Source organism: Salinimonas iocasae, from assembly GCF_006228385.1.
GTDB classification, from domain to species: domain Bacteria; phylum Pseudomonadota; class Gammaproteobacteria; order Enterobacterales; family Alteromonadaceae; genus Alteromonas; species Alteromonas iocasae.
This window is the reverse complement of record NZ_CP039852.1, coordinates 2,854,923-2,880,795: the sequence shown is the minus strand read 5'-3', so window position 1 is coordinate 2,880,795 and position 25,873 is coordinate 2,854,923. Positions and strand designations below refer to the sequence as shown.

Genomic DNA, 25,873 nt, shown 5'->3' with positions numbered 1-25,873 from the left:
GCACGTCGCCGTCAGGTTATTGTCATCTGTTTTTATGGTCAGGTATTGTATGAAAAAGTCTCTGGTAAGTTCTGCAGCATTAGCACTTTGTCTTACGTTGCCAGGTTGCACGTCCATGTTCAACAAACATGTAGAATGGGAAACGGTTGAACCAGAAAGCTATCCAAAGCTTACAGCGGTTGGCTATGCGCCTGTTACATCTCAACAGGGGAATTCCGATGCGCAAAGAACGATGATGGCTATGAAAGCATCAAAGCTTGATGCTTACAGAGAGCTAACCGAGCAGGTTTATGGTCAGCAAATTGACGGTGAGCAGACGGTAGCAAACATGGTGATGACAGATAGCCAGCTAAAAAGCTCGGTAGAAGGGGTTATTCGTGGAGCCCGGGTGGTTAAGGCTTATCCCGTTGGTGAAGATACCTACGTTACTGAACTGGAGTTAGATATGCAGCGCGTTTACGATTTATACCTGTCGACAGCGAAGCCGCAGCGTATCAAAGATGTCACCTATTATTAGAAAAAGCGCAATCAGGCGCTGACACCCGAACCCAGCTTACCGCCAGAAGGCTTACCTTTCTTATCGTAAGTCAGCGATTCTTTGGCCCGAACTTCTAACATAAGATTACGCAGATGGGTCAGACGAAGCTGACCCTGTTCAACGGCAGTTTGATTGATTTGCGTCTGATACTGACACTGCTCCAGACATTTTTGTGCCTGGTCAAGGCGTGCCTGAACATCCTCAGAACGATTCTCGGCTGACAGCTGTGATTGGTAGTGGCGGTGTATTTCACTGTCAATCGCCTGAATGCTCTCGAGAGTTTCCTCTTTTTCTTTGAGCAACGTCATCAGTTCTTCAGCGTTTCGTGAACTTATTAAATGCAGTTCCTTATCCAGCAGGACTGCTAAATTTTCCAGATGGGCAATTTGCGAATCCAACATTGATAGCAATGACTGCATAATAGTTACCTTAAGACTTTATCCCGAAAACCTGCGCTTCAAGACGAGCGATTTTACGCGCCAGAGATTCTGGATCAACGCGGTATTCACCGGTCTCAATTGCCTTTTTCAGCTTATCCACTTTTTCCTGATCAACAGGGGCCTCAGTACTTTTTTTCTGAACCTGAGACAGCTGTTGAGCAGACTGAGTCAGCGATACAGAATCCTGGCGTGGCGCTTTGCCTGCCTGAGATTTCGCTGCTGCTTCCTGCTGCACAGCAGTCTGGTTTTGCGACTGCTGCTGAGAAACTTTTGAATTGTCTAACGGCGTTTTTGGAACCCCGTTATTATTTACATTATTAATAGCCATAATTATTTTCCACTACCTACAAACACCTCACTTGTGTTATCGGCAGCGCCGACAGGTTCTTTAGCATTATTTTCGTTGATTTCAACCAATGCAACTACAAGCGAACCACGACTTTCTCAGTACTTGCCACCTCGGCGACAACCGTCTTCTGAGAACTGGCATTAACCACTGAAATAGTGTCACCAATCACGCCGTCCTGCTTAGCGATACCCGAGGTTTTCACCTGCATACCACCTACCTCAGCGCTAATTGTAATGCGATCACCTTCACATATAAAGCATAACATATTTGATTGCACAGGTTGTCCCTGCCGCACTCTGTGCTTCATCCGCGCGCCGACAAGGTCGTTAACCTGCTGATACGCGGTGTGACGCAAACGGTTTGTTTCTATTTGCGTCACCGTCAGGTTTGCTGCGCTTAATACCGTCCCCGGACTCAGCATGCCTGCAGTGACCACCACCGGCTGGGTCTTTTGTACCTTAGCATTGGCGAACAAATACCACTCATTGTTGTTACAACTAACACGTACTGATACATAAGACTGCGACAGGCTTTGTTCATCGGCGAAATACTCAAAACCTTGAGCGCAAGCGGGCACACTAATTCGTTTGTCGATGTCTGACACAGCGATGTTTATATTTTGCGCATTAGTTGACGCTGCCAGCTGAGATTCAAGATAAGTTTTAACACCTTGCTGGATTTGGGCATGATTACTGCTATCTTTTGACTGGGATGAGGCTTCTGCCGCCATGCTTAAAACCAGCCCAATAGATAACAACGCAATTTTACTGGCTTTTTCAATAATCATAACGGGATGTTCACTTTTTCGTATTCGTTCCAGACTAATTTGTCTATGATTAAAAGCAACGGTCGTCGGTACAGACCCTTTACGGTGTCACTTTTTTGGCGATTTTAATGTTCTGTTTGTTGTGGCAATCTTAAACGCAATGATCGTGCCCGATTTATTTTAGAGGTGATGTATGTCAGGTATTCTCGACTCCGTTAATCAGCGAACCCAGTTGGTGGGTCAAAATCGTCTGGAGTTATTGTTGTTTCGGCTTAACGGTCGCCAACGTTTTGGAATTAACGTTTTTAAGGTGAGGGAAGTTCTGCAGTGCCCGCCGTTAACATCAATGCCTAAACTGAACTCATTAGTCAGAGGTGTTGCGCATATCCGCGGTCAGACTATTTCAGTTATCGATCTGAGTATGGCGACCGGGGGCAAACGTATAGAGAATCTCGACAATGCTTTTATTGTCATTGCTGAATACAATCGCTCAGTTCAGGGCTTTTTGGTGGGTGCGGTAGAGCGCATTATCAACACAAACTGGGACGCCATTATGCCACCGCCAAAAGGTACGGGGCGCGCCAGTTATTTAACGGCCGTAACTGAAGTAGAGAATGAGTTAATTGAAATTCTCGACGTTGAAAAAATTCTGAACGAAATTTCGCCACTGGGCACCGATGTTAGTGAAGATGTCGCTAAAACACTCACTACCGAAGGCAGTGAGAACAAAATCATTTTTATTGCCGATGACTCTTCCGTTGCCCGTAGTCAGGTGAAAAAAGCACTGACCACACTCGGTCTTGAGATTGAAGTTGCAAAAAATGGTCTGGAAGCGCTGCGTCGGCTCAAAGAAATTGCTGCAGAAACCGGTGATGTTACCGACAAGGTGGGTGTGTTAGTGTCCGACATCGAAATGCCCGAAATGGATGGCTATACGCTGACCGCAGAGATTAAAAACGATCCGGAATTACAGAATTTGCATGTAGTGCTCCATACGTCTTTAAGCGGCGTATTCAATCAGGCAATGGTTAAAAAGGTAGGTGCGGATGACTTTATCGCAAAGTTTCATCCGGACGAATTGGCTACTGCCGTCCAGAAATGGCTGGTTAATACCGACAAATGATGGAGCGACGTTCGCTTGAAAAATAAAGAGGTATCGCTGAAATGCTATCAGCAATTCAGCGAATTTCTCGAAAAGCAGTGTGGCATCGTACTAGGAGAAAATAAGCAGTACCTGGTTCGTAGCCGCCTCTCACCGCTACTTTACAAATACCCTTTTGAGCAGCTTGACGATGTTATTCGGGCTGTACTGGATAACCGTGACCGTTTGTTGTTGCAGGATGTTATCGATGCAATGACAACAAACGAAACACTCTGGTTTCGCGACACTTATCCTTTTGAATTATTAAAGTCTCATATATTGCCTCAGCTGAAATCTGCTAATCGGCGTATCAGAATATGGAGTGCCGCCTGTTCGTCAGGACAGGAACCCTATTCGATTGCCATGACGGTGCTCGAGTATCAACGACAAAAACCCGGCGCCTTGCCCTATGGCGCCGAAATTGTGGCAACAGATTTATCTTCATCGATGCTGACGAAATGTCAGGCTGGTATGTATGACGAATTGTCTTTGGCGCGGGGTCTGTCTGCAGACCGCCGGCAACGCTTTTTCAGCTCGCATGTCAGTGGCATGATGCAGATTAATCAGGATGTGCGAAATATGGTGTCCTTTCGGTCACTCAACCTGTTGCATTCCTATGCCGGGCTAGGGCGCTTCGACATCGTCTTTTGTCGTAACGTATTGATTTACTTCGCACCTGCCGTTAAACAACAAATACTGCAACAAATTGCCGCCCAGTTGCAGCCCAGCGGCATGCTTTTCCTCGGCGCCTCTGAATCTATCGGCAATGCCGGTGAGCATTTCACCATGCAGCGTTGCCAGCCAGGCCTCTATTATCAACGCAAAGGTTAATTTCCAGCGCTAATTTAAAGTGTCAAAAAATATTTGGCACTTCATTTGCACTACCCTCTGTGCAAATGAGGAGTGTCATTTATGGCAATAAATCTGGATAAACTTGTCGGCTTTCACCAGCGCGCTGTGAACATACGTGAAGATCGTATGGAAGTCATCGCCGGAAACCTGGCTAACGCAAATACCCCTGGCTATAAGGCCAGAGATATCGACTTTAATAAAGCGATGTCTTCTGCCCGTGAACATCAACAGGGCAGCATGACCCGAACCAGTGATAAACACTTCGCCGGAAAAATGACAGCCAGCCAGTTTGAGTTACAGTACCGGGTTCCCAATCAACCTGATACCGGTGACGGCAATACTGTGGAAGTTCAGGCAGAGCGTAATGCTTTTCTTGAGAACGGCATGCGCTACCAGGCCTCATTACAATTTCTTGATGGTAAATTGAAAGGCATGAAAAAAGCGCTGAGCGGAGGAAATGGCTAATGGGCTTATTTAATGTAATGAACATCTCCAGTACCGGAATGGAAGCGGAGAACGTCAGACTCAACACCACCGCCAGCAATATTGCCAATGCAAACACAGTAAGCAGTAGCTACGGTGAAACCTACAAAGCGCGTCACCCGGTGTTTGCCGCAGAGTTACAACGCGCCACCGACCATCAAAACAAGGGGGCCGGTGTACAAGTTAAAGGAATTGTAGAAAGCGATGCACCACTCAATGTTGAGTATGCGCCCAATAATCCTCTGGCAGATAAAGATGGTTACATCTACAAGCCAAACGTGAATGTGGTTGAAGAGATGGCCAATATGCTTTCTGCCTCTAAAGGCTATGAAACCAATGTTCAGGTAGCTGATACCACCAAGCGTTTGTTCCGCCGGGTGTTGCAGCTAGGTCAGGGCCAGTAGGTTCAGGGTAAAGGAAAAGCACCGTGAATACAGTAGATAACAAAGGCCTGATTAATGATCTGTACTGGCAGGAAGAGCAAAAGCCAGTTGCAGACGGCAGTGAACAAAAACTGTCTCAGGAAGATTTTTTCTCATTATTAACCGAACAGCTTGCACACCAGGATCCCAGCAAACCAGTAGATAACGATCAGATGGTTTCGCAAATGACATCGTTCTCGATGGCAGAGGGAATTACCGATCTTAACAGCAAGTTTAAAGATTTTGCCGCATCAATGACATCCAACCAGGCACTACAGGCATCAAGCCTGATCGGTCAGAACGTGCTGGTTGAAAGCAACATCGGCTATATGGGCAGTGCCGGTGCTGGATTTTCCGGCGTCGTAGTCAATGAAGAAACTGTTCAGGATATGAAAATCACCATCAAGAACTCCCAGGGGGAAGTGGTGAAGTCGATTGATGCAGGCACCCAGGGCGCTGGCAATATTCAGTTTGCCTGGGACGGAACCGATCAACAGGGTAATCCAATGCCGCCGGGACAGTATGTGGTAAGTGCTTCTGGCCAGGCTCAGGGCGAGGGGGTTGCCATTCCGACAGCGATGAATCGTCATGTAGGTAGCGTAAGCATGGCCGGTAGTGGTCAGGGCGTAATTTTGAATTTGGATGGTGATGTCAGTATCAAACTGGATGATGTCATCCAAATCAGTAGTTAGCAGGAGAAATAAAATATGTCTTTTAACATAGCTCTGAGTGGCGTAGCCGCTGCGCAAAAAGATTTGGATGTTACTTCAAATAACATTGCCAACGTTAATACAGTTGGTTTTAAAGAGTCTCGGGCAGAGTTTGGCGATGTTTATGCCTCATCCCTGCTGGCTGGAGGCAAAACTAAAGTGGGTGATGGTGTACTGACACAACAGGTCGCTCAGCAGTTTTCTCAGGGCAGTCTGCAGTTTACCAATACTGCGCTGGATCTGGCGATTACCGGAAATGGATTCTTTGCAACGGTTCCTGAAATCAACTCCAGAGACTATTCTTTCACGCGTTCCGGGCAGTTCAAGCTGAACGAAGATAATTTTGTGGTGAACAGCAATGGTGACAACCTGTTGGGCTTTCCGGTCAATAAAGACGGCACCAGCGCATCAGTCGCACTGAGCACCACCCAGCCTGTGCGCATTCCAGATTCCTCTGGCTCGCCACAGGCAACCAGTGAAGTGGATATCAGAATGAATCTGCCAGCAGCGGAAGCAGGTAAAGATCCAGAATTATTCGACCCAGATGATCCACTCACCTACAACTCAGCTACGTCAGTGACAGTCTATGATTCATTGGGAGATAGCCATGTTATGACGTACTACTATATAAAAGACCAGAATGCTAGTAACGAGTGGTACGTCGCTTCAGCGGTGGACGGGGAAATGGTCGACCTGGTCAATTCGGATGGTAGTAACGCTGATCCAACTGTTTCAACTAATGCTGTGGGTCCTGCCGGTAGCGAAGTTGCCGCGGCCCGAATGAGGTTTAGCGCTGGAGGAGACTTTATTGGGTTAGATGCACCAGATGGTAATCCTGTTCAGAAAATTCAAACAGAAGCTTTGGGCCCTGGTATCCTATTAAATGGTTCCGATGATAGTCAGCAAATTACTATTGACTTTAATTTAAGAACTGACCAGGCAACACCCAACGAGCCAACCCAGTTTGCTTCCACATTCGAGGTGACGTCTTTAGAGCAAGATGGGTTACCGGTAGGACGTCTGACAGGGATTGATATCGGTGCAGATGGCCTGGTAAGGGCAACATTTTCTAATGGTACTTCCGAACCTATTGTTCGGGTAGCCTTAGCGCGCTTTGCTAATGAACAGGGCCTGACCCAGGAAAGCAGCACGCAATGGAAAGAAAGTATTGAATCCGGTGAAGCGCTGGCTGGTGAGGCTACCACCGGAACCTTCGGTGAGATTAACTCGTCGGCACTGGAACAGGCCAACGTTAACCTGACCACGGAGCTGATTGACCTGATTATCGCGCAGCGTAACTTCCAGGCAAGCTCAAAAGCACTGGAAGCCAATAATCAGCTTAACCAGACAATTCTGAATATCCGATAACCGATTACTCACACCGTTCAGGGGCCGCATTCTGCGGCCCTTTTATTATCTGTACTACTGATTGTTCACTTTTGGCACTACCCTTGCAGGATTAAGGGTAACTACACACAAAAACGTCAAAAGTCAGTCATGGATAAACTTCTGTATATCGCTGCAAGCGGCGCCAAACAAGACCTTCTGGCCACTGGTGTCAGAGCCAATAATCTGGCGAATGCGCAGACCACAGGCTTTAAAGCGCAGCTTGAACAGGCAAGGGCAATGCCGGCGTACGGCGAAGGTTTGCCGACTCGCGTGTTTTCAATGACCGAAAGTCCGTCAAATAACTACGAAGGTGGTGCGATGGTGCAGACGGGACGGGAACTTGACGTTGCTATTCAGGGCAACGGCTGGTTTGCCATGCAGGGCGCTGACGGTAAAGAAGCATTGTCGCGCGACGGGAGCTTCCAGCTGGGGCCTGACGGAGTTTTGACGGACATGCATGGCAATATCGCCATGGGTGACAATGGCCCGATTTATTTACCGGTACCGCTGGATAATCTCAATATCGCGTCTGACGGCACTATTTCGGTTCGTCCAGTGGGCGCACCGGAAACGGTTTCTCAGGAAGTCGGGCGATTAAAGTTGGTGAACCCTGATTTAAACAGTATTCAACGCGGTGCTGATGGTTTATTCCATACCAAAGACGGAGCGGTGCTCAACGCTGATCCGCAGGTGCAGGTTCGCGCTGGCATGGTTGAAGGGTCGAACGTGAATGCGGTCGATGAAATGGTCGATATGATTAGCCTGCAAAGACACTACGAAATGCAGGTCAAGATGATGAAAAAGGCGGATGAGTTATCAACCCGCGGCAACATGTTATTAAGAATTCTGTAAATAAGATTACGCGCCGGCGGTAAGTCCGCCTGAACGCTTGAGGAGTAGAGTATGCATCCGGCATTGTGGATTAGTAAGACAGGTCTAGACGCTGCACAAACCGATGTTTCGGTGGTTTCAAACAACCTGGCCAACGCATCAACAGTAGGCTTTAAGAAAGATCGCGCGGTATTTGAAGACTTGCTGTACCAGAACATTAACCAGCCAGGCGGCCGCTCTTCGGCAGATACAGAGCGTCCTTCAGGACTGATGCTGGGCTCAGGCTCTAAAGTTGTGGCGACGCAAAAAGCGCATACACAGGGGAATATCCAGAGCACAGAAAACTCTTTAGACATGTCAATCCAGGGCCGCGGATACTTTGAGATTCTGCAACCCGACGGGTCGATAGCGTATACGCGTAATGGTCAGTTCTCATTAAATGATCAGGGGCAGATCGTTACCGCCGGTGCAGGTTTTCTTTTGCAGCCAGAAATTACCGTGCCTGAAGATGCGCAGCAAATTTCTATTTCACAGGATGGCGAGGTGTCTGCATCCATGCGTGGTCAGGCAGAGCCACAGGTACTGGGTCAAATTAATGTCGCCGACTTTATCAACCCTACTGGTCTGCAACCAACGGGTCAGAACCTGTTTGTAGAAACCGCTTCCAGCGGCGCGCCGATTCAGGGCGTGCCTGGCCTGCAGGGGCTGGGCACAATTTCTCAGGGTACCCTTGAGACCTCCAACGTGAATGTTACCGAAGAACTGGTAAACCTTATTGAGAGCCAGCGTCTTTATGAGATGAACTCAAAAGTGATTTCATCAGTTGACCAGATGCTTGGTCAGGTTATTCAACAGCTATAACGAGTAGTCTTATGCGTATTTTCGTAGCGGTTATCAGTGTTTTGGTTCTGGCGGGGTGTAACAGTACTCCTAAGCCTCCGGTTCAGGCTAACGACCCGTCGTTTGCGCCGGTTGTGCCTAATATTCCTCGCGAGCACATTGCCGAAGATGGCGCACTGTTTAAACCTTACATGGCAAATAGCCTGTATTCAGATGTTACCGCCCGTCGGGTAGGTGACATTATCACTGTAACATTGCGCGAAAATACGAACGCCACAAAGTCTGCCGGGACGACAACGTCAAAGGAAACTGGCGTTGATGTACAACCAATTATCGGGTTGGGCGGTAACGCAGTAAACATCGGAGGCGAGTCCATACAGCTTGGCGTAAACGCAGCCAATGAATTTGCCGGTGATGCTCAGGCGAATCAGCGTAATAGCCTCTCTGGCGCTATTTCAGTAACGGTAGTGGATGTTCTGCCAAACCAGAATCTGGTGATTCGCGGTGAAAAATGGCTGACCCTGAATCAGGGCGACGAGTACATTCGTTTAACCGGCATCATCAGACCGGCGGATATCAGCCCGGAAAATGAAATTGTTTCTACCAAGGTCGCCAATGCCAGAATTCAGTATAGCGGTACCGGTAGCTTCGCCCGGGCGCAGGAAAAAGGCTGGCTTACGCAGTTTTTTGCCTCGCAATACTGGCCGTTTTAAGGAGTGGTTATGAAAGCGGTAAACGTATTTTTCGCCCTGGTAATGTTACTTGTAGCAACACAGGCGTCAGCGCAGCGTATTAAAGATGTCGCCAGTATTCAGGGCGTGCGCTCAAATCAGCTTATTGGCTATGGTCTGGTTGTGGGATTACCCGGCACCGGCGAACAAAGCCCTTTTACCGAGCAAAGCTTTCGCACCATGCTGACAAACTTCGGTATCAGTCTGGATCCGAACACTAAGCCAAAAATTAAGAATGTGGCTGCCGTTGCTGTACACGCTGAATTACCCGCTTTTACCAAACCCGGACAAACGATTGATGTCACCGTTTCATCAGTGGGTGAAGCGAGTAGCCTGCAGGGCGGAACGCTGCTGCAAACTTTCTTGAAAGGTGTAGATGGTAAGGTCTACGCAGTGGCCCAGGGCAGTCTGGTCGTCAGTGGATTCGGCGCGCAGGGCAACGACGGTTCAAAAATTGTAATCAACACGCCCACCGTTGGCAGAATTCCTAATGGTGCTCTGGTCGAGCAAGCCGTTCCCAGCGGTTTTGCTGCCGGCGACTCACTCACGCTGAATTTGCATTACCCCGATTTTACGACAGCGAAACGTCTTGCGGATACTATCAACCAGCGTCTGGGTGCGGATCCTGAAAAAGGTTACAGTATCGCAACGCCTATGGATGCGGCTTCAGTGAAAGTTACAGCTCCCCGGGACGCCGGACAGCGAGTGGGATTTCTGGCGGTACTTGAGAATTTCGAATTTGAAGCTGCAGAGGCGCCGGCCCGTGTGGTCATTAATAGCCGTACAGGGACGATTGTTATTGGCCAGGATGTCAGGCTGTTGCCTGCAGCCATTACGCACGGCGGCCTGACAGTGACTATCTCTGAAAATCAGCAGGTGTCTCAGCCCAATGCCTTTGCTGATGGTAATACAGCAGTTACAGCACAATCTATTGTTGATGTTGATTTAGCTGACAGCAGAATGTTTAAGTTCGAGCCGGGCGTCACGCTTGACCAGCTTGTCAGAGCGGTTAACGAGGTAGGCGCCGCGCCGGGTGATTTAATGGCAATTTTAGAAGCATTGCGTCAGGCTGGCGCACTGCGTGGCGAGCTGGTGGTGATCTGATGGATACGCTGCACACCCGTAATCAAATGGAAATGGCGCGAAATGTTCATGATGTAAGTAGTCTGAACAACCTGCGTGAGGCGATTGCCAAAGGCGAAGATCAAAGCGCTTTGCAGGAGACGGCCAAACAATTTGAAGCGATTTTTGTGCAGATGATGCTTAAATCCATGCGCAAGGCGCAGGAGGCTATGGCAGATGAAGACAGCCCGTTTAATTCCCAGCAGGTTAAATTCTATCGCGATATGCACGACCAGCAACTTGCTGTTGATTTAAGTTCAAACGGTGGCATGGGCCTGGCTGATTTGATTGTCAAACAGCTGGGACAGAATAATCCTGATTATACCTCTGCCAGCGTCATTCGCGGCGATGGAAATCTATCATCTATTAACCGCGAAGCGGTTAATAATGTTCAGCGCGCTCAGGATGTGGTGTTACCCGACAAATCAGTATCTGATAACCCGCCACCTGTGACCCCCGCTTATAAAGCGCCAATCGCGGCTGACCAGAAAGCATTTATCGAAGCGTTGTACCCACATGCGCAAAAAGCAGCTGAAAAGCTGGGGGGCGATCCTAAAGCAATTATCGCCCAGGCTGCGGTTGAAACCGGGTGGGGGCAGTATGTGATCCACGATGGTAATGGCACGCCATCTTACAACCTCTTTGGCATTAAAGCGGATAAAGGTTGGCAGGGAAAGCAGGCCGTGGTGGACACGCTGGAATTTGACAAAGGAATGCCTGCTAAACAAAAAGCGGCGTTTCGTGCTTACGGCTCTATTGATGAAGCGATGCAGGATTATGTCAGCTTTTTGCAATCCAGTCCGCGCTATGAAAAGGCAGTGGCTGAGAGTCAGGATAGTCAGGCCTATTTCAATGCATTACAGCAAGCGGGTTATGCAACGGATCCGGCATATGCTGACAAACTCATGTCAGTCTACCGGGGCAGTACACTTAATGGCTTTCAGCCTTAAGCTGGTCAGAGGATTTTTAAAATGATTGATTTATTTTCTATTGCCAGCAGCGGTGTAAATGCCAGTAACAAGCTTCTGCAAACTACTTCCAACAACATTGCCAACGTCAACACTGAAGGCTACGTTCGCGAACAGACTGTTTTTACCAACCTGAATACTCAGGGGGCCGGTCGGGGGACCACCGAGCGCGTAATAAACACGTTTGCCCAAAACCAGTTACGCCGTGACATAACCGCCGTGGGCGAACTTGAAGCGTTCAAACAAAAAACCAGTGCTATCGATAATCTGCTGGCGAGTGAGGCGAATGCGTTATCCACCGGCCTTAGCCAGTTTTTCTCTGCGTTACAAACCGCGGCAGACGATCCTACCAATCTGGCCTCGCGCGAGTCGGTATTAGGTGAGGCACAGGGCTTGCTCCATCGCATGTCTACTTCTTCAGATTACCTGCTGGCTAAAGAAGAAGAACTTAATCTTGAGTTTGATGCGCAGGTCAGTCAGGCCAATGAACTGATTCAGAATATCGGCGATTTGAACCAGAAAATACTCAGCATGCAGGGCGCCAGCAACGATCAGCCCAATACCTTATTGAACGAGCGTGATAAGGCCATCAACCAGCTGGCCGAGATGATGTCTATCGAGGTTCGGGAAAATAAAAACGGCACTAAGGCGGTTAATTTAAGCTCCGGTGAATCGGTGGTGCTTGAAAACGGCGGCTTCAATATATTCGAGCTGAAAACAGGCGCCGATACCGGCCATAAACATCTTCAGCTGGCGTTTAATATGGTCGACAATCAGCCTCAGGCCTCCGTTCCCATTACAGAAGGTAAGCTGGGAGGCAGCCTGGGTGGCCTGTTTCGTTTTCGCAATGAAGTATTAAGCCCGGCGCAGCGTGATATCGGGCAAATAGCCGTGGCCATGGCCGATGCGGTTAATCAGCAGAATCGTCTTGGTATGGATATGGACATGCAATTGGGCACAGATATATTCAATCTGCCTGAACTTACCGGTCTGAACTTTGATAATTCTGACAACAGCCTGACGATGGCGGGTCGCTTCACGCCCGGCAAAGGCACCGAAGTGACTGATGCCGATTTGAAAATCACGGTTCAATCGGTAGATGGGGCGGGCGCACCGCTAACTTTTGATGTGCAGATGCTCAATGCCGATGGGTCGGCAAAGCTTGATGAAAACGGCGCGCCGGTTGTTCATACGGGTCTGAGCGTTACCGCAGGCGGTTATACAGAAATTCCCGGCGGCGTTGAAATCACATTCGATTCAGCAGGGCCATACGCAGCAGATGATGCCTTTTTACTGCAACCAACGAAGGCTTCAGCTTCATCGCTGTCACTGGCCACGCAGCGCCCAGAAGATTTAGCGTTCGCCGCACCATTGCGGGCTGAAGCCGCGGCAGCCAATTTAGGCGATGCTAAAGTCTCAGCGGTAAACATCACCAATACGCAATACGATGTCTCCGCCTTTAATGGCGCTGGTGGCATAGCCACTCCGCCCAGTGCAGGCACTGAAGCGCCGGTTAAGGTGGTTTTTACCTCGGCAACAGATTTTAACGTGCTTGATAGCTCCGACAACATATTGGCTACGGCTACTGTTGGCAATAATTATAATGACCTGCTCAAGCAAGCAGGCTTTGGTGCCGATTACCCTGGGTATGATTTCTCACTCAGCGGTCAGCCTGCAGCAGGTGACGCGTTTGACCTGGGTTACAACACGCAGGGTATTAACGACAATACTAACGCTGTAAAGCTGGCAGAAATTCAGAAAAAAGGCGTGGTACAGTTAAGTACTAATACTGCCGGTCAGCCTCGAAGTCTGCACGATGCTTACTCGTCGCTGGTGGGCAGGGTGGGTGAAAAGTCCGCCACTGCTGATGTCTCACTGCAGGCAGCAGAGGCGATGAAAAATCAGTCTCAGTCGTGGTTTGATTCGGTATCAGGGGTAAGTCTTGATGAAGAGGCGGCAAACCTGATTCGCTATCAGCAATCGTATGCGGCGGCAGCGCGGATCCTATCTACCGCGCAGGAACTTTTTGATACTATTTTATCGGCGGCCAGGTAACGTACTATGCGTATTTCTACTAACCAACTTTACGACAGAAATATTCGTGCAATCATGGATAATCAGCGCGGGTTATCTGAAACGCAGAATGAATTAAGTACGGGTAAAAAATTAAATAAACCATCGGATGATCCTGTTGGCGCTTCAAAAGTTATCCGACTGACGGAAGAACTCGATAAGCTCAAGCAATATCAACGTAACAATGATTTTCTGGTTAATGCCCTGGAACAACAGGAAGTGGTTTTCGAGAGTATAAACAATACCGCGACGCGCGCACGAACACTGATTTTGCAAGCGGGCTCAGGCGCTTTAAACAACAGTGACAGAGAAGCTATTGGAATAGAGTTGGGCCAGATAAGAGATGAGATGCTGGGTCTCATGAATACGCAGGATGCAAATGGTAACTATATTTTCGGTGGTCATCAGTCTCAACAACAGCCTTTTGTCTTTAATGGTGGGGCAACCGATGCAATCTCTTATCAGGGAGACAATGGCTTCAACACCGTTAAACTTGCTGATGGGGTGGATGTTCAGCGCTCGGTAAGCGGGCAGGAAGCGTTTGAAAATGTGCTGGCAAGACGTAATTTTAGTATTGTAAATACGCCTACTGCAGTAGTGGAAAATAGCGGCATCGACAGTCAGAAAACATTCGATGCATTTAGTAAAGCGAATTACGATCCTGTTACGCCAGCGAACAATACGTTTCGGCTTGAGATAACCGGCCCAAACCAGGTCACACTGACCAATCCCGCTCAGGGTGTAACGGTGGGTAGTGCAACGTTTACGCCGTCTGAGCCATTTTCAATCCAGGGCATGACATTTACCTTAAGCGGCAGTCCGGGGGACGCCGTTGAATTTGCTCTTGATCCGCCCCAGAAAAAGAATATTGCCGAAACACTGCACGATATATCTTCTATTCTCATGGATGACTCGCTTTCATCAAAAGAGATTAGCAATGCGCTTGATGATGCTTTGATAGGCCTGGATAACGGCGTCGAAAGAGTCGCCCAGGAACGCTCTTCGGTGGGGGGCAGGTTAAATCTGGCCAGCTCGATGTATCAGACTAATGTTGATTTGGAAATAGAAGCTAAAAAGGTGCGTTCATCTATCGAAGATGTGGATTTTGCCGAAGCAGCTACCGAACTGACGAAACGTGAGACAGCATTAAACGCTGCCTATTCTTCTTTCGGCAAAGTGACAGGTTTGTCACTGTTCAATTACATCAAATAATCATTGAGCCAGCATTTGCTAAGTTTAAACAAAAATCTTAGCGAATGCGCTAATTGAACCTTAAGGATTCATCTTAACTGCCGATATGATGTGTATAAAGCGGCTTATCTAAAATGCATAAGCACGGGTAGCCAGCCGCATCATTTTAATTCAGATATGCACTGAGCGTTTCACTGCACTACAACGAATCGGAGTTTTTATGTCTTTACGAGGTATCAACGCATACAAAAAAGGTAACGTTAAGCAGGATATTTCCGCTGCTGATCCGCACCGTCTGACGTTGTTATTGTTTCAGGGAGCGCTGGATCGTATTGCCTATGCTAAAGGTGCTATAGAGCGAAGTGACTTTGAGGCTAAATCAGAAAATATTTCGAAAGCGGTGTCAATCTTAATATATCTGCGAGATACGCTGGATATGGACGTTGGCGGAGAAGTTGCAGAAAATATGTACGCGCTCTACAGCTACATGATTGAGAAAGTAAATGATGCGCTACTAAGCAATAATATCGCGCCTTTAGAAGAAACCTACGCACTACTCGAACCTATCCGCACAGCGTGGGTACAAATACCTGAAGCCGACAAACAGGAAGCTTACGCGCGTCGGGCAGGGTAAAAACGTCTGCGACAGCTATCTCATTTTGAACCTCACACAATTCATTCCTGATTGACGTTTACTGACAGGCTCATTTGCTGCCAAAGCAGTGACAGAGCCTGTCGCAATAAATACGCCTCCATCCGTACTATTTTCTTTTTTAACATCATCGATGTATCGATGTTATTTACTGAGCCCTCTTCGCTGTAAAGAAGTCGCGCGTGTTGCGTCTGACGAGTACTGGCAAGCCTGATAATAGATGTGCTCAGTGCAGCTGTCGGATTCCGGTAATAGGGGTAAGCGGGCATGACGTCTTGCTCAGCCTCAGTACAGCGGTAGCTCAAACAGGTTATCCGGGCTCGACCTGTTAATCATCCTGTTCAGTTTTCACTTACCATTTTGCTTAATACCGGCTGTCGCTTATCCACATTATTCGTGACTCAAATATGAATGACCCGGCGCCTATCATCGGTGTGTCGAAGGAGAATTTAGGACTGGCTTTGTTCGGCACCCCTACTTCATAGAACGTAGTGCAAATGCATCGGATAAAAGATTTTTGTCGTTATTTTTTAACGCGACAATAGTCGAAAAATCTTTATAAATCATTGTCTTATTTTGTTTTTGCCTACCCCGCTGGTTATTCGTCCTCAGAAAATACCATCAAAAATTGAAAAAATGTCTTAAGTAATTTTCGGTAGCGCCGTTAACTTAATTGTCCGGAGATGAGAGACCGGAATCAACAGAAACGAAGGGATGACCAGGCCAGAGCCGGCACACCTTTTTTAGTAAGATTGAGGAGATAAACCATGGCTTTAACAGTTAACACTAACGTAAGTTCACTGAATGCACAGCGTCAAATGATGAGTTCATCAAATGGTCTGGATCAGGCTTTCGAGCGTCTGTCTTCAGGTTTCAGAATTAACAGCGCAAAAGATGACGCGGCAGGTCTGCAAATTAGTAACCGTTTGCAATCACAGATTATGGGCCTGGACCAGGGTATTCGTAACGCCAACGACGGTATCTCACTAGCGCAAACTGCTGAAGGTGCCATGGATGAGATTACTAACTCTTTCCAACGCGTAAGAACGCTGGCATCACAGGCTGCGAATGGTTCTAACACTGATGAAGACCGCTTGGCTATACAAGAAGAAATTCGCTCTTTAATGACCGAGGTAAATCGTATAGCTGAGGATACAACTTTTGGTGGTCAAAATCTGTTGGATGGCTCATACGATGCAAGTTTCCAGGTAGGTGCAGATGCTAATCAGACTATCGGCTTTAGCATGAAGAACGTGGGCGGAACCGCTGCAGAAAACACGCTGACGGATGGCTTTACTCTATCCGGTATTGCGTCTATTGCCAGTGCCGTGAGTGGCGATCAGTTATCTGCTTTAGATACCGCAGCTGGTTCGTTTGCAGCAACATTTAAAGCAACTGCAATTAGTGTTTCAACCCAGGGTAATGCACAAGCAGTTCTAGCAGGTATGGATAGCTTAATTGCGGTAGTTGATAAAAAGCGCGCTGAATTGGGTGCTGTACAAAACCGGTTCCAATCGGCAATCAATAACCAGGCTAATATCTCCGAGAACTTGTCAGCCGCGAAGTCCCGCATAAAAGATGCTGACTTTGCTGCTGAAACAGCGAAACTGACAAAAAACCAGATTCTGCAGCAGGCATCGCAGTCTATCCTGGGTCAGGCAAATCAACGCCCACAGGCTGCTCTTAGCTTATTACAGGGTTAATAGGTAAAGGTAGGAAAGCACCCTCATCGTTAGGGGTAGTGATAAGGGTGCTTAAAGTATGGCAAGCTAGAAGTGGAGGCTTGTACCATAGTAACAAAAGTAAGGCGTACAAACTTTTGACACAATAAAAGTGAAGCAAAACCTGCGCCAACTTTCCACAGGTTTATCTCTCTCAATCGTAAGTCAAGCGGAAGGCCTTTGCCTTCCGCTTTTTTGTGCAACAGTGAAAAGTAGGATTGTCAGCAAAACGGCAATGTTTTTCATTTTTTGTGACAATTATTGCCGCTTCGGCAGCGTTTAATGCAGAAAAATATAAACGTCGATCTATATCCACATCTAATGAAGCGGCGTGTTCTATCCTGAGTCAGTATCAATTAAGCAATAGCCCCAAGTCGCCTCTATCCCTATAAAGTCTTGCTCATCACCAGGCTAATTCTAAAGTGTTAACAAAAAGCAACGAAAAAACTAAAGGTTGAGTAAATCTAGTCGATATCTTTAATTAGAGGATCTATTCAGGTTACTCGTTGAACCCGGAATTACTTGCTTAGGGGTAGGCAATGATACCGGATACTATATAAAGAAGTGGAGGCTACAATGGCTTTAACTGTAAATACTAATGTAAGTTCACTGAACGCACAGCGTCAGTTAATGAACTCTGGAAATCGTTTGGATCAAGCCTTTGAGCGGTTGTCTTCAGGTTTTCGGATCAACAGCGCGAAGGATGATGCAGCAGGCTTGCAGATTTCAAACCGTCTTGAAGGACAAATCAATGGTCTGAACCAGGGTATTCGTAATGCCAACGACGGTATTTCACTGGCACAGACTGCTGAAGGTGCAATGGATGAAATTACCAACTCATTTCAGCGTGTCAGAACGCTTGCCTCGCAGGCTGCTAATGGTTCTAACACTGATGAAGACCGCCTGGCGATTCAGGAAGAGATGCGCTCTCTAATGTCCGAGGTCAATCGTATTGCTGAAGATACAACCTTTGGTGGTCAAAATCTGTTGGATGGCTCATACGATGCAAGTTTCCAAGTAGGTGCAGATGCCAATCAAACTATCGGCTTTAGCATGAAAAACGTGGGCGGAACCGCCGCAGCAAACTCGCTGGCAGGGGATGGCTTCACACTGTCAGGTATTGCGTCCATTGCCAGTGCAGTGACTGGCGATCAGTTATCTGCTTTAGACACTGCAGCTGGTACGTTCGCAGCAACATTCAAAGCAACTGCAATAAGTGTTTCAACCCAGGGTAATGCACAAGCAGTTCTTGCTGGTATGGACAGTTTGATAGCAGTTGTTGACAAAAAACGTGCCGAGCTGGGTGCGGTTCAAAACCGTTTCCAATCTGCAATTAACAACCAGTCAAATATTGCTGAAAATCTGTCTGCTGCAAAATCGCGGATTAAAGATGCTGACTTTGCCGCTGAAACGGCAAAGCTGACGCAAAACCAGATTTTGCAACAGGCTTCTCAGTCTATTCTTGCTCAGGCTAATCAGCGTCCACAGGCCGCATTGAGCTTACTGGGCTAAGTTATATTTGTTTCTTTACCACCGAGAAAATGCCCGCGTGGGCATTTTCTGTTAATGGTAATGAAATAGGAGACGGATATGGCGGTAAACGATTCAACAGACATTAAAAGTTATCCCCTAATGACGGGCGATAACTCTTTTTCTGCCAGAGCAAGCCTTGATAAAATCACTGCAGTAAAAGAATCCCAATTGCGGCCGGAAAAGGCATCACCCGTTAACATAACGGTTTCTGAATTCTCTAATGATGTTTCTAAGAAGCCAATAAGTGAAGAACCGGATAAACAGCTTATTCTTGAGCGGCTGTCTACTATCAATGAGCAGTTTCCTTTAAAAGCGACCAGTTTAATTTTCGAATTTGATGATGCCAACGATCCACCTATTATCAAGGTTGTTGATAAAGAAAGTGGCGACATCATAAGAGAGCTTCCGCCGAAGGAATTAAGAGAGATAGCTAAAGCTTTAAGCGATATTGCCGATAGTCTTAAAGAGCAGGCACATAATCTGCATGGAGAGCAGGAAACACATGCGTCAGGCATTTTCATCAACGAGCGTTTGTAATTCTATTTAAATATAGGGGGGAGTATGGCAACAATCACTAATGCTGGCGTAGGGTCTGGAATAGACCTCGAATCCATTATTTCTTCGACTCTGCAAGCCACTAATCAACCCAAATTACAAAAGTTTGCCAAGCGCGAGTCTGAATTGTCCGTTGAGCTTACCGGCATTGGCGGCATCAAGTCCGTGATGAGTAAGCTGCAAGATATTTTTGAAGAGCTATCAGATCCTGATAAATTCAATCAGCGTGCGGCAACCGTTCGCCAACCTGACACGTCCGGCTCATTAGGTGATCTTGTTTCGGTAAAAGCGGATGAAACCGCTACAACCGGCTCATTTGATATCAGTGTTTTGCAACTGGCGCAGGGCAGCCGCGCTCAGACTGATACATCTAACCCCGCCAATACATTCACTTCGGCAGATGAAGTGGTAGCAACAAGCGCCAGTACTTTGACGTTTTCAGCCGGTACAAATTCCTTTGATATTGATATCGATGCGGGTGCGACTCTGGAAGATATTCGTCAGGCCATCAATGACGCCAGTGGTTCTTTTGGTGTTTCAGCCAATATTATAAACACAGGCTCTGAAAGCCTGCTGGTCATCGAGTCATCGGAAGCGGGCTCGGGTAACGATCTTGTCATAACCAACAATAATTCTGAACTCGATCGCTTGTCTACCGTCGCAAATGGTGGCGGTGCTGGTGGTCTGGCTATTGCACCTGAAAATGTAGCACAGGATGCAATTATAGAAGTCGATGGAATTCAAATAACCAACGATGGTAACGTTTTCAGCGATGCCGTGCAAGGACTGACGATCACTGCCAAAAGACCCAGTGAGAATGGCGAAATTGCTAACGCGGATATCGCCTTTGACCGCGAAGGGGTGACAGAAAAAATCGATAGCTTCGTAAATGCCTTCAATAATACGATTGATATGATTAATCAGCAATCTGCATCGGTAAAGGCTCCCCTTTTTGGCGATGCCACAGTCAGGGCAATTAAAGATCAGCTTACTAACGCATTAACCACCCAAATCAGTGATGCTGGAGATTTCCAGACTATTTTTGATATTGGTTTATCACTGAACCAGAATGGTAAGCTCGAAAAAGATAATGTGGTTCGCAGTGTTAATGAAGCACTTGACAGCGGCTTTTCTGATGTCGGCAAGCTTTTCACCAATGCGGGTGGTCTTGCTGAGACCTTTGGTAACATTCTTGATAGCTATGTTGACAGTGGCGGGATCCTTAAACAGCGTCAGGACTACCTCAATATTCAAAAAGATGATTTAGAAGATGATCGCAGTGACCATCAATACAGGATGCAGCAACTTGAAACCAGCCTGCGCAACAAATATGCTTCGCTGGATACACTGATAGCGTCAATGCGTAGCGCCGGTAGTTATCTGATGGGACAACTGGACTCTTTACCAGGTTTCGTCAGGGAAAAGTAATTGCCGCCCCCTGACGTTTCACTAATCGTGATACCTTTATAACGCAGTTTATGCCCCCTTGCGGGCAGTTTGCCGTTTATCAACATCTGCATTACCGCGCTGCTCCTGCCTGATTATTGACACACATGCCGTAAAAACGACGAGGCAAAACAGGCATACTTTGTGCTTTTACCACGAACGTAGGCCAACATTGACAAAAATCCTGCTTTTGCTGTTGATTACATCCAGATAACGAGCACAGAGAAATGCCAAACAATAACTTTAATGATGTCACAATTCATGCGGCAGCGCTTGCTGAACTTATCGAACAAGAGCAGTACGATGATGCGGTATCGGTGGCAGATAAATTAGCGGCGTCAATACGGCAATTATCGCGATCGGAATTAATGGCGTTAAGCGCTGAGCAGCAGCGTTATCTTTACGAACTGGCTGAATGGCTAACGGACGAGGAGGGGGCGATGAATAAACGCAGTCGTCAGCTCATTGATGTGATCGCTCCGTTCAATAAAAAAAGCGAATTAAAAACGAATAATAAATATCAGGGTAAAAACACGCATGGATAATCTACAGGCTTCACTGTTGGAACTTGAACAAAAACTTAGGGTAGCGCAGGATTACCAGGCGCGCCAGACCAAGTTTGCCAAAGATTCTGAGCAGCGTTTTCAAAATAATCTGGCGGCGTTTAAAACATATTACCCTGAGCTTTTTAAACAAATTTCGAATTTTACACCGCGTCAGGATTTCAATGTATTTGCCAGCCCATCCGGCGATGGCAATTTTGTGCCGCGTGATGCCACGGTGCCGCTTTATGGTGACGACCCGTATCAGCAATCGCGGCGTCAGGTCTCAAAAAACACAGCCAAAGCTAGTTTTGGCCGTTCGCTATTATATCGAGGGATTGACGACACAATAAAAGCGGATAAGCGTCTACATATACGTCATATGGCGAAACTGGCGAAGACACTCATCGATATTGTCCCCGAGGATGAACCGCTGCTGGAATCTCTGCCTGTACATTATCCAACATGTATCATGTTTGGTGTCGGATTGGGTTACGCACTCACAGCATTACTGGAATCCCATACCTTCGACTACATTTTTGTATGCGAACCGGATTTTGAGATGTTTTACGCCAGTCTTTTTTGTACTGACTGGGAAGTTATCTTCAAGAAAGCCGATGAAGGAAGCGGTTGCGTTTTTCTGCATATCGGTGTCACTTATGATGTATTTTTTGAGCAAGTGCAACAAGTCTATAATGATGTTGGTGCTTTTTCACTGATCAGTAGTTTTTGTTATCAGCATACACCGGGGAAGCAAAATAATGCGTTGATCAAAGCATTTTTTGATCACTTTCATCAGATTCAGCTTGGGTATGGCTTTTATAACGATGCGGTAACAGGGCTAGCTCACAGTATCGAAAATTTTAATGATAACCAGTGTCCGGCATTTGTTGGCGTCAAAGATAAACAAAAATTTAAACACTTAACAGCTTACGTGGTTGCTAATGGTCCCTCTGTGGATGAGGCTATCGATGTTATTCGGGAAAACCGCGACAATATTATTTTGTTTGCTGCGGGTACAGCGTTACCGACATTAACAAAGCTGGGTATAAAACCAGACTTTCATGTGCTTGTAGAACGCCCTAAAGTCACCTATGACATATTGCTGGAAACCAATAAGCGGGAAACCCTTAAGGATTTGAACCTGCTAGCCGTGGATGTGATGTACTCTGAAGTCCCCTCGCTGTATCAATGGGCGGGATTGGGTTTAAAAGGTCCCGAAGCGGCTACCGTATTTTCACAGCTTGAATATTTTAAGCAGCATCAACAAAATATTCCCGAATTACCTTTCGCCGGGCCTTTGGTGGCTAATACAGCCCTTTCATTCGCAACAATGATGGGATTCGGTGAAATCTATATGTTCGGCGTAGACAATGGTTATCCGGTAGATGGCTCAACGCATTCATCCCATAGCGTCTATCGCGATCCGGCTTTTAAACAAAAACTGGTCGCAGAAACCAATGCACCTTTCGAGTTGGAAGGGAACCTGGGAGGGCACGTAAAAGCAACGAGTTTGCTGGTTCAGTCGAAGCAACAGCTTGAATATCTGGTCAAAACTTCTCCGCACACACAATTTTATAATGTCGGTCATGGCGCAAAGATTACGGGTGCTGAACCACTGCAAGCCGACGATATTCTCTGTATACCGCTTAAACACAATAAGCAGTCAATTATCGAAGAAATAAAAAGCAGCTTCTTCCGTCCGTTTGACATAGAGAAGCCGGAAGAATCAGTCGGTATTGCTGAATTTGTATCATTATGCGACTACCTATTGGAGATTGGGCAGCGCCCTTACGCAACGCGTAAGGAAGCTTCGGATTTACTGCGAGCTCAAGCCAGAGTCGTGTTTGCGTATCGCGGCAGACGGTATGGTCATCTGTTTCACGTTATCAAAGGTACGCTTTTGTATTTTCATGGCCCGATGATAAGCCTGCTTTATCTATACGCGGATGAAGAAAAAACACTGAACTGGTTTGCCCAGGCGCTGGAAGTATGGGCAGCGTGTATCGAGGCGATGAAGAATGATTACCGGCATGCGTGGAGTCGGCGATGTGACCACTCTTTTGAGCAGCATAATAAAATCCGGGGATTAAACGAATCATCATGAGAATATTTTTATTACCCAAACGCCGGATTACACTTGCTTCTTTACAACAGCGTTTGCAAAAAGCTGAGCTTTCTAAATGTGATGAAACTTTCTTTAGCCTGAAGGTGCTTTCATGACGGATGTTTTACAGCTAATCGGTCGACAGAACGAAATATTTAGCGACGATATCTATGCACGAGAGAACGCGCTTAACACCATTGTCAGCAAGTCTCGCTTTTTAGTTTTAGGCGGAGCAGGCACAATTGGCCAGGCGGTCACTAAAGAGATTTTTAAACGGCAGCCAAAGAAACTGTATGTTGTCGACATAAGCGAAAATAACCTGGCAGAACTGGTCCGTGATATCAGAAGCAGCTTTGGCTATATAGACGGTGATTTTCAAACCTACGCGCTTGATATCGGTTCTGTCGCCTATGATGCTTTTATCAAAAGCGCAGGAGAGTTTGATTACGTACTTAACCTGTCAGCGCTGAAGCATGTCAGAAGTGAAAAAGATCCATTCACTTTAATGCGTATGATTGATGTAAACATTTTCAATACATTGAAAACGCTTCAGCAATCCGTCCAAAGCGGTGTAAAAAAATATTTTTGCGTGTCCACAGACAAAGCGGCGAACCCGGTGAATATGATGGGCGCGTCGAAGCGCATTATGGAAATGTACCTGATGCGTGAAAGTCAGTCTGTTGCTATTTCCACGGCCAGATTTGCCAATGTGGCATTTTCGGACGGCTCTTTACTGCACAGCTTCAATCAGCGGCTACAAAAAAATCAGCCTATCGTGGCGCCGAACGACATTAAACGCTATTTCCTGACACCCAAAGAGTCAGGCGAACTTTGCCTTATGTCCTGTATCTTTGGTGATAACAGAGATATCTTTTTTCCAAAGCTTTCTGAGTCGTTGCATTTGATTACCTTTGCTGAGATCGCAGAGAAATATGTAAGGTTACAGGGGTACGCTCCTTACCATTGTGAGTCCGAGCAGGAAGCACGATCACTCATGGCGACACTACCTGCAAAGGGCCAATGGCCTTGTTTGTTCACAAGCAGCGATACGACCGGCGAAAAAGATTTTGAAGAATTCTTCACCGCTGATGAAAACGTAAATATGGATAGCTTCAAAAGTATAGGCGTTATTCAAAATGCACTAGACGTCAGTGAGGAGCGGCTTCACTACTTTTCCGACGCTATCGACGCACTGAAGCGTGCAGGCTATTGGGAAAAAGCTCAGCTTGTTGAGCTGTTCAGCGAAATGCTGAACAACTTCAATCATTTGGAAACCGGTAAATACCTGGACAGCAAGATGTAAAGGCAAACAGATGATGAGCAAAATGATTAATGAATTTATTCGGGATTTGTACAAAACCAATGAATTCATTCCTTTACACGCGCCAACGTTTGATAGCACGGAAAAGGCGTTTTTGTTGGATACCATCGACAGCACGTTTGTTTCCAGTGTCGGCAAGTATGTTGATGAGTTTGAAAAACGGGTGGCCAACTATACCGGCGCTACCAGAGCGGTTGCCACAACAAATGGTACGGCGGCCTTACACACAAGTCTGCATCTGGCTGATATAAAAGCCGGTGATCTTGTCATTACTCAGGCCCTCACCTTTGTGGCAACCTGTAATGCATTATTTCATCTTGGGGCGGAACCTGTTTTCGTCGATGTATCTGCCAATACGCTGGGTCTGTGCCCGAACGCGGTTGACGATTTTCTTGAACAGCATGCAGTATTAAGTGAACAGGGCTGTATTCATCAAAAGTCCGGTAGACGTATTAAAGCCGCGCTGCCTGTGCATACCTTCGGCCATCCTGTGGAGTTGGACGCGCTTATCAGCGTATGTGAAAAGTGGGGTATCACTCTGATAGAAGATGCCGCCGAAAGCCTGGGCTCTTTTTATAAAGGACAGCATACCGGAACATTCGGTCTGTTCGGTGCGATAAGTTTTAACGGCAATAAGATTATTACGACCGGCGGAGGCGGTATGGTGCTTTGCAATGATGCTGCCCTTGGCGATCGGATAAAGTATATTACTACCACCGCGAAAGTGCCGCACCCCTATGAGTTTTACCATGATGAAGCGGGCTTTAATTACAGAATGCCGAATTTGAACGCGGCACTGGGGTGTGCCCAAATCGAAAAGCTGGACACCTTCATTAAAAGCAAGAGAGAGTTGGCCGCAAATTACAAAGCATTTTTCTACAACTCAATCTTCAGGTTCGTCGATGAACCAGCGCACGCAAAATCTAATTTTTGGCTAAATGCGGTCCTGTGCCCTGACCAGGAAACACGTGATAAAGTATTGGCTGAAACCAACGGTGATGGGGTAATGACCAGGCCGGTATGGCGACTGATGCACAGGTTACCTATGTATAAAAATGCTTTACGGGGCAGCTTGCCCAATGCTGAGTATTTTGAGGCTCACCTGATCAATCTGCCCAGCTCGCCAGTTTCTGTCTGATGTGGGTTAACA

Annotated in this window: 27 protein-coding genes; 23 read left to right on the top strand and 4 right to left on the bottom strand. The window is 46.9% G+C overall.

The window, feature by feature from the left end; genetic code table 11:
• Nucleotides 1–49: 49 nt before the first annotated feature.
• Nucleotides 50–517, top strand: a complete 468-nt coding sequence (locus FBQ74_RS12805) for an LPP20 family lipoprotein (protein ID WP_139757039.1) — start codon at nucleotides 50–52, stop codon at nucleotides 515–517.
• An 11-nt stretch (nucleotides 518–528) separates the two neighbouring features.
• Here the strand turns inward: FBQ74_RS12805 and flgN are convergent, their stop codons facing one another.
• From flgN to flgA, 3 genes are all read right to left on the bottom strand, one after another.
• On the bottom strand, nucleotides 529–957 hold the full coding sequence (gene flgN, locus FBQ74_RS12800) for a flagellar export chaperone FlgN (RefSeq protein ID WP_139757038.1): 429 nt from the start codon (nucleotides 955–957) through the stop codon (nucleotides 529–531).
• 10 nt (nucleotides 958–967) lie between these two features.
• On the bottom strand, nucleotides 968–1,306 hold the full coding sequence (gene flgM, locus FBQ74_RS12795) for a flagellar biosynthesis anti-sigma factor FlgM (RefSeq protein ID WP_139757037.1): 339 nt from the start codon (nucleotides 1,304–1,306) through the stop codon (nucleotides 968–970).
• A gap of 94 nt (nucleotides 1,307–1,400) precedes the next feature.
• Nucleotides 1,401–2,114 carry a flagellar basal body P-ring formation chaperone FlgA gene (flgA, locus tag FBQ74_RS12790; protein WP_139757036.1) on the bottom strand — a complete coding sequence of 238 codons (714 nt, stop codon included), beginning with the start codon at nucleotides 2,112–2,114 and terminating at the stop codon, nucleotides 1,401–1,403.
• A 172-nt stretch (nucleotides 2,115–2,286) separates the two neighbouring features.
• On the opposite strand from flgA, the gene FBQ74_RS12785 reads away from it, so the two are divergent.
• The 14 genes from FBQ74_RS12785 (at nucleotide 2,287) to fliS (ending at nucleotide 15,480) form a co-directional block, all read left to right on the top strand.
• The gene (locus FBQ74_RS12785) at nucleotides 2,287–3,216 is read left to right on the top strand and encodes a chemotaxis protein CheV (protein WP_139757035.1); all 930 of its coding nucleotides are present in this window, start codon (nucleotides 2,287–2,289) and stop codon (nucleotides 3,214–3,216) included.
• 15 nt (nucleotides 3,217–3,231) lie between these two features.
• The gene (locus FBQ74_RS12780; protein ID WP_139757034.1) at nucleotides 3,232–4,065 is read left to right on the top strand and encodes a CheR family methyltransferase; all 834 of its coding nucleotides are present in this window, start codon (nucleotides 3,232–3,234) and stop codon (nucleotides 4,063–4,065) included.
• 81 nt (nucleotides 4,066–4,146) lie between these two features.
• The gene (gene flgB, locus FBQ74_RS12775) at nucleotides 4,147–4,551 is read left to right on the top strand and encodes a flagellar basal body rod protein FlgB (RefSeq protein WP_139757033.1); all 405 of its coding nucleotides are present in this window, start codon (nucleotides 4,147–4,149) and stop codon (nucleotides 4,549–4,551) included.
• Complete coding sequence (gene flgC, locus FBQ74_RS12770; RefSeq protein WP_139757032.1) at nucleotides 4,551–4,973, top strand: flagellar basal body rod protein FlgC; 423 nt, start codon at nucleotides 4,551–4,553, stop codon at nucleotides 4,971–4,973. Before flgB ends, flgC begins: the two co-directional genes overlap by 1 nt.
• Nucleotides 4,974–4,996: 23 nt before the next feature.
• Entirely contained in the window at nucleotides 4,997–5,683 is a 687-nt protein-coding gene (locus FBQ74_RS12765; protein WP_139757031.1) for a flagellar hook assembly protein FlgD, read from the top strand.
• Between the two features lie 15 nt (nucleotides 5,684–5,698).
• A complete protein-coding gene (gene flgE / locus FBQ74_RS12760; protein ID WP_139757030.1) occupies nucleotides 5,699–7,069 on the top strand; it encodes a flagellar hook protein FlgE in 1,371 nt (456 codons plus the stop codon).
• 129 nt (nucleotides 7,070–7,198) lie between these two features.
• Nucleotides 7,199–7,942, top strand: a complete 744-nt coding sequence (locus FBQ74_RS12755; RefSeq protein WP_139757029.1) for a flagellar basal body rod protein FlgF — start codon at nucleotides 7,199–7,201, stop codon at nucleotides 7,940–7,942.
• 51 nt (nucleotides 7,943–7,993) lie between these two features.
• Nucleotides 7,994–8,782, top strand: coding sequence for a flagellar basal-body rod protein FlgG (flgG, locus tag FBQ74_RS12750; RefSeq protein WP_139757028.1), 789 nt, complete (start codon nucleotides 7,994–7,996; stop codon nucleotides 8,780–8,782).
• 11 nt (nucleotides 8,783–8,793) lie between these two features.
• Complete coding sequence (gene flgH, locus FBQ74_RS12745) at nucleotides 8,794–9,474, top strand: flagellar basal body L-ring protein FlgH (RefSeq protein ID WP_139757027.1); 681 nt, start codon at nucleotides 8,794–8,796, stop codon at nucleotides 9,472–9,474.
• 9 nt (nucleotides 9,475–9,483) lie between these two features.
• Complete coding sequence (locus tag FBQ74_RS12740) at nucleotides 9,484–10,596, top strand: flagellar basal body P-ring protein FlgI (RefSeq protein WP_139757026.1); 1,113 nt, start codon at nucleotides 9,484–9,486, stop codon at nucleotides 10,594–10,596.
• Nucleotides 10,596–11,564: a flagellar assembly peptidoglycan hydrolase FlgJ gene (flgJ, locus tag FBQ74_RS12735; RefSeq protein ID WP_139757025.1), complete on the top strand. Its 969-nt coding sequence runs from the start codon at nucleotides 10,596–10,598 to the stop codon at nucleotides 11,562–11,564. The genes FBQ74_RS12740 and flgJ overlap by 1 nt, the downstream gene beginning before the upstream one ends.
• Before the next feature lie 21 nt (nucleotides 11,565–11,585).
• Nucleotides 11,586–13,637, top strand: coding sequence for a flagellar hook-associated protein FlgK (flgK, locus tag FBQ74_RS12730; protein WP_139757024.1), 2,052 nt, complete (start codon nucleotides 11,586–11,588; stop codon nucleotides 13,635–13,637).
• 6 nt (nucleotides 13,638–13,643) lie between these two features.
• On the top strand, nucleotides 13,644–14,867 hold the full coding sequence (flgL, locus tag FBQ74_RS12725; protein ID WP_139757023.1) for a flagellar hook-associated protein FlgL: 1,224 nt from the start codon (nucleotides 13,644–13,646) through the stop codon (nucleotides 14,865–14,867).
• Between the two features lie 199 nt (nucleotides 14,868–15,066).
• On the top strand, nucleotides 15,067–15,480 hold the full coding sequence (gene fliS / locus FBQ74_RS12720; RefSeq protein ID WP_139757022.1) for a flagellar export chaperone FliS: 414 nt from the start codon (nucleotides 15,067–15,069) through the stop codon (nucleotides 15,478–15,480).
• Between the two features lie 41 nt (nucleotides 15,481–15,521).
• On the opposite strand, the gene FBQ74_RS12715 is transcribed toward fliS, so the two are convergent.
• Nucleotides 15,522–15,803 (bottom strand): hypothetical protein, encoded by a 282-nt coding sequence (locus FBQ74_RS12715; protein WP_139757021.1) that lies wholly within the window; start codon nucleotides 15,801–15,803, stop codon nucleotides 15,522–15,524.
• Nucleotides 15,804–16,265: 462 nt separating this feature from the next.
• On the opposite strand from FBQ74_RS12715, the gene FBQ74_RS12710 reads away from it, so the two are divergent.
• The 8 genes from FBQ74_RS12710 to FBQ74_RS12675 all read left to right on the top strand — a co-directional run bounded on the left by FBQ74_RS12710 (nucleotide 16,266) and on the right by FBQ74_RS12675 (nucleotide 25,861).
• Nucleotides 16,266–17,201 (top strand): flagellin N-terminal helical domain-containing protein, encoded by a 936-nt coding sequence (locus FBQ74_RS12710; RefSeq protein ID WP_139757020.1) that lies wholly within the window; start codon nucleotides 16,266–16,268, stop codon nucleotides 17,199–17,201.
• A 594-nt stretch (nucleotides 17,202–17,795) separates the two neighbouring features.
• Nucleotides 17,796–18,731: a flagellin N-terminal helical domain-containing protein gene (locus tag FBQ74_RS12705; protein ID WP_139757019.1), complete on the top strand. Its 936-nt coding sequence runs from the start codon at nucleotides 17,796–17,798 to the stop codon at nucleotides 18,729–18,731.
• 78 nt (nucleotides 18,732–18,809) lie between these two features.
• The gene (locus FBQ74_RS12700) at nucleotides 18,810–19,289 is read left to right on the top strand and encodes a flagellar protein FlaG (RefSeq protein ID WP_139757018.1); all 480 of its coding nucleotides are present in this window, start codon (nucleotides 18,810–18,812) and stop codon (nucleotides 19,287–19,289) included.
• A gap of 24 nt (nucleotides 19,290–19,313) precedes the next feature.
• Complete coding sequence (gene fliD / locus FBQ74_RS12695) at nucleotides 19,314–20,735, top strand: flagellar filament capping protein FliD (protein ID WP_139757017.1); 1,422 nt, start codon at nucleotides 19,314–19,316, stop codon at nucleotides 20,733–20,735.
• Between the two features lie 245 nt (nucleotides 20,736–20,980).
• The gene (locus FBQ74_RS12690) at nucleotides 20,981–21,298 is read left to right on the top strand and encodes a hypothetical protein (protein ID WP_139757016.1); all 318 of its coding nucleotides are present in this window, start codon (nucleotides 20,981–20,983) and stop codon (nucleotides 21,296–21,298) included.
• The gene (locus tag FBQ74_RS12685) at nucleotides 21,291–23,402 is read left to right on the top strand and encodes a motility associated factor glycosyltransferase family protein (protein ID WP_139757015.1); all 2,112 of its coding nucleotides are present in this window, start codon (nucleotides 21,291–21,293) and stop codon (nucleotides 23,400–23,402) included. Before FBQ74_RS12690 ends, FBQ74_RS12685 begins: the two co-directional genes overlap by 8 nt.
• Nucleotides 23,403–23,514: 112 nt before the next feature.
• On the top strand, nucleotides 23,515–24,705 hold the full coding sequence (locus tag FBQ74_RS12680; protein ID WP_139757014.1) for a UDP-N-acetylglucosamine 4,6-dehydratase: 1,191 nt from the start codon (nucleotides 23,515–23,517) through the stop codon (nucleotides 24,703–24,705).
• A gap of 13 nt (nucleotides 24,706–24,718) precedes the next feature.
• Nucleotides 24,719–25,861 carry a LegC family aminotransferase gene (locus FBQ74_RS12675; RefSeq protein WP_205912308.1) on the top strand — a complete coding sequence of 381 codons (1,143 nt, stop codon included), beginning with the start codon at nucleotides 24,719–24,721 and terminating at the stop codon, nucleotides 25,859–25,861.
• The last annotated feature ends 12 nt before the right edge of the window (nucleotides 25,862–25,873 follow it).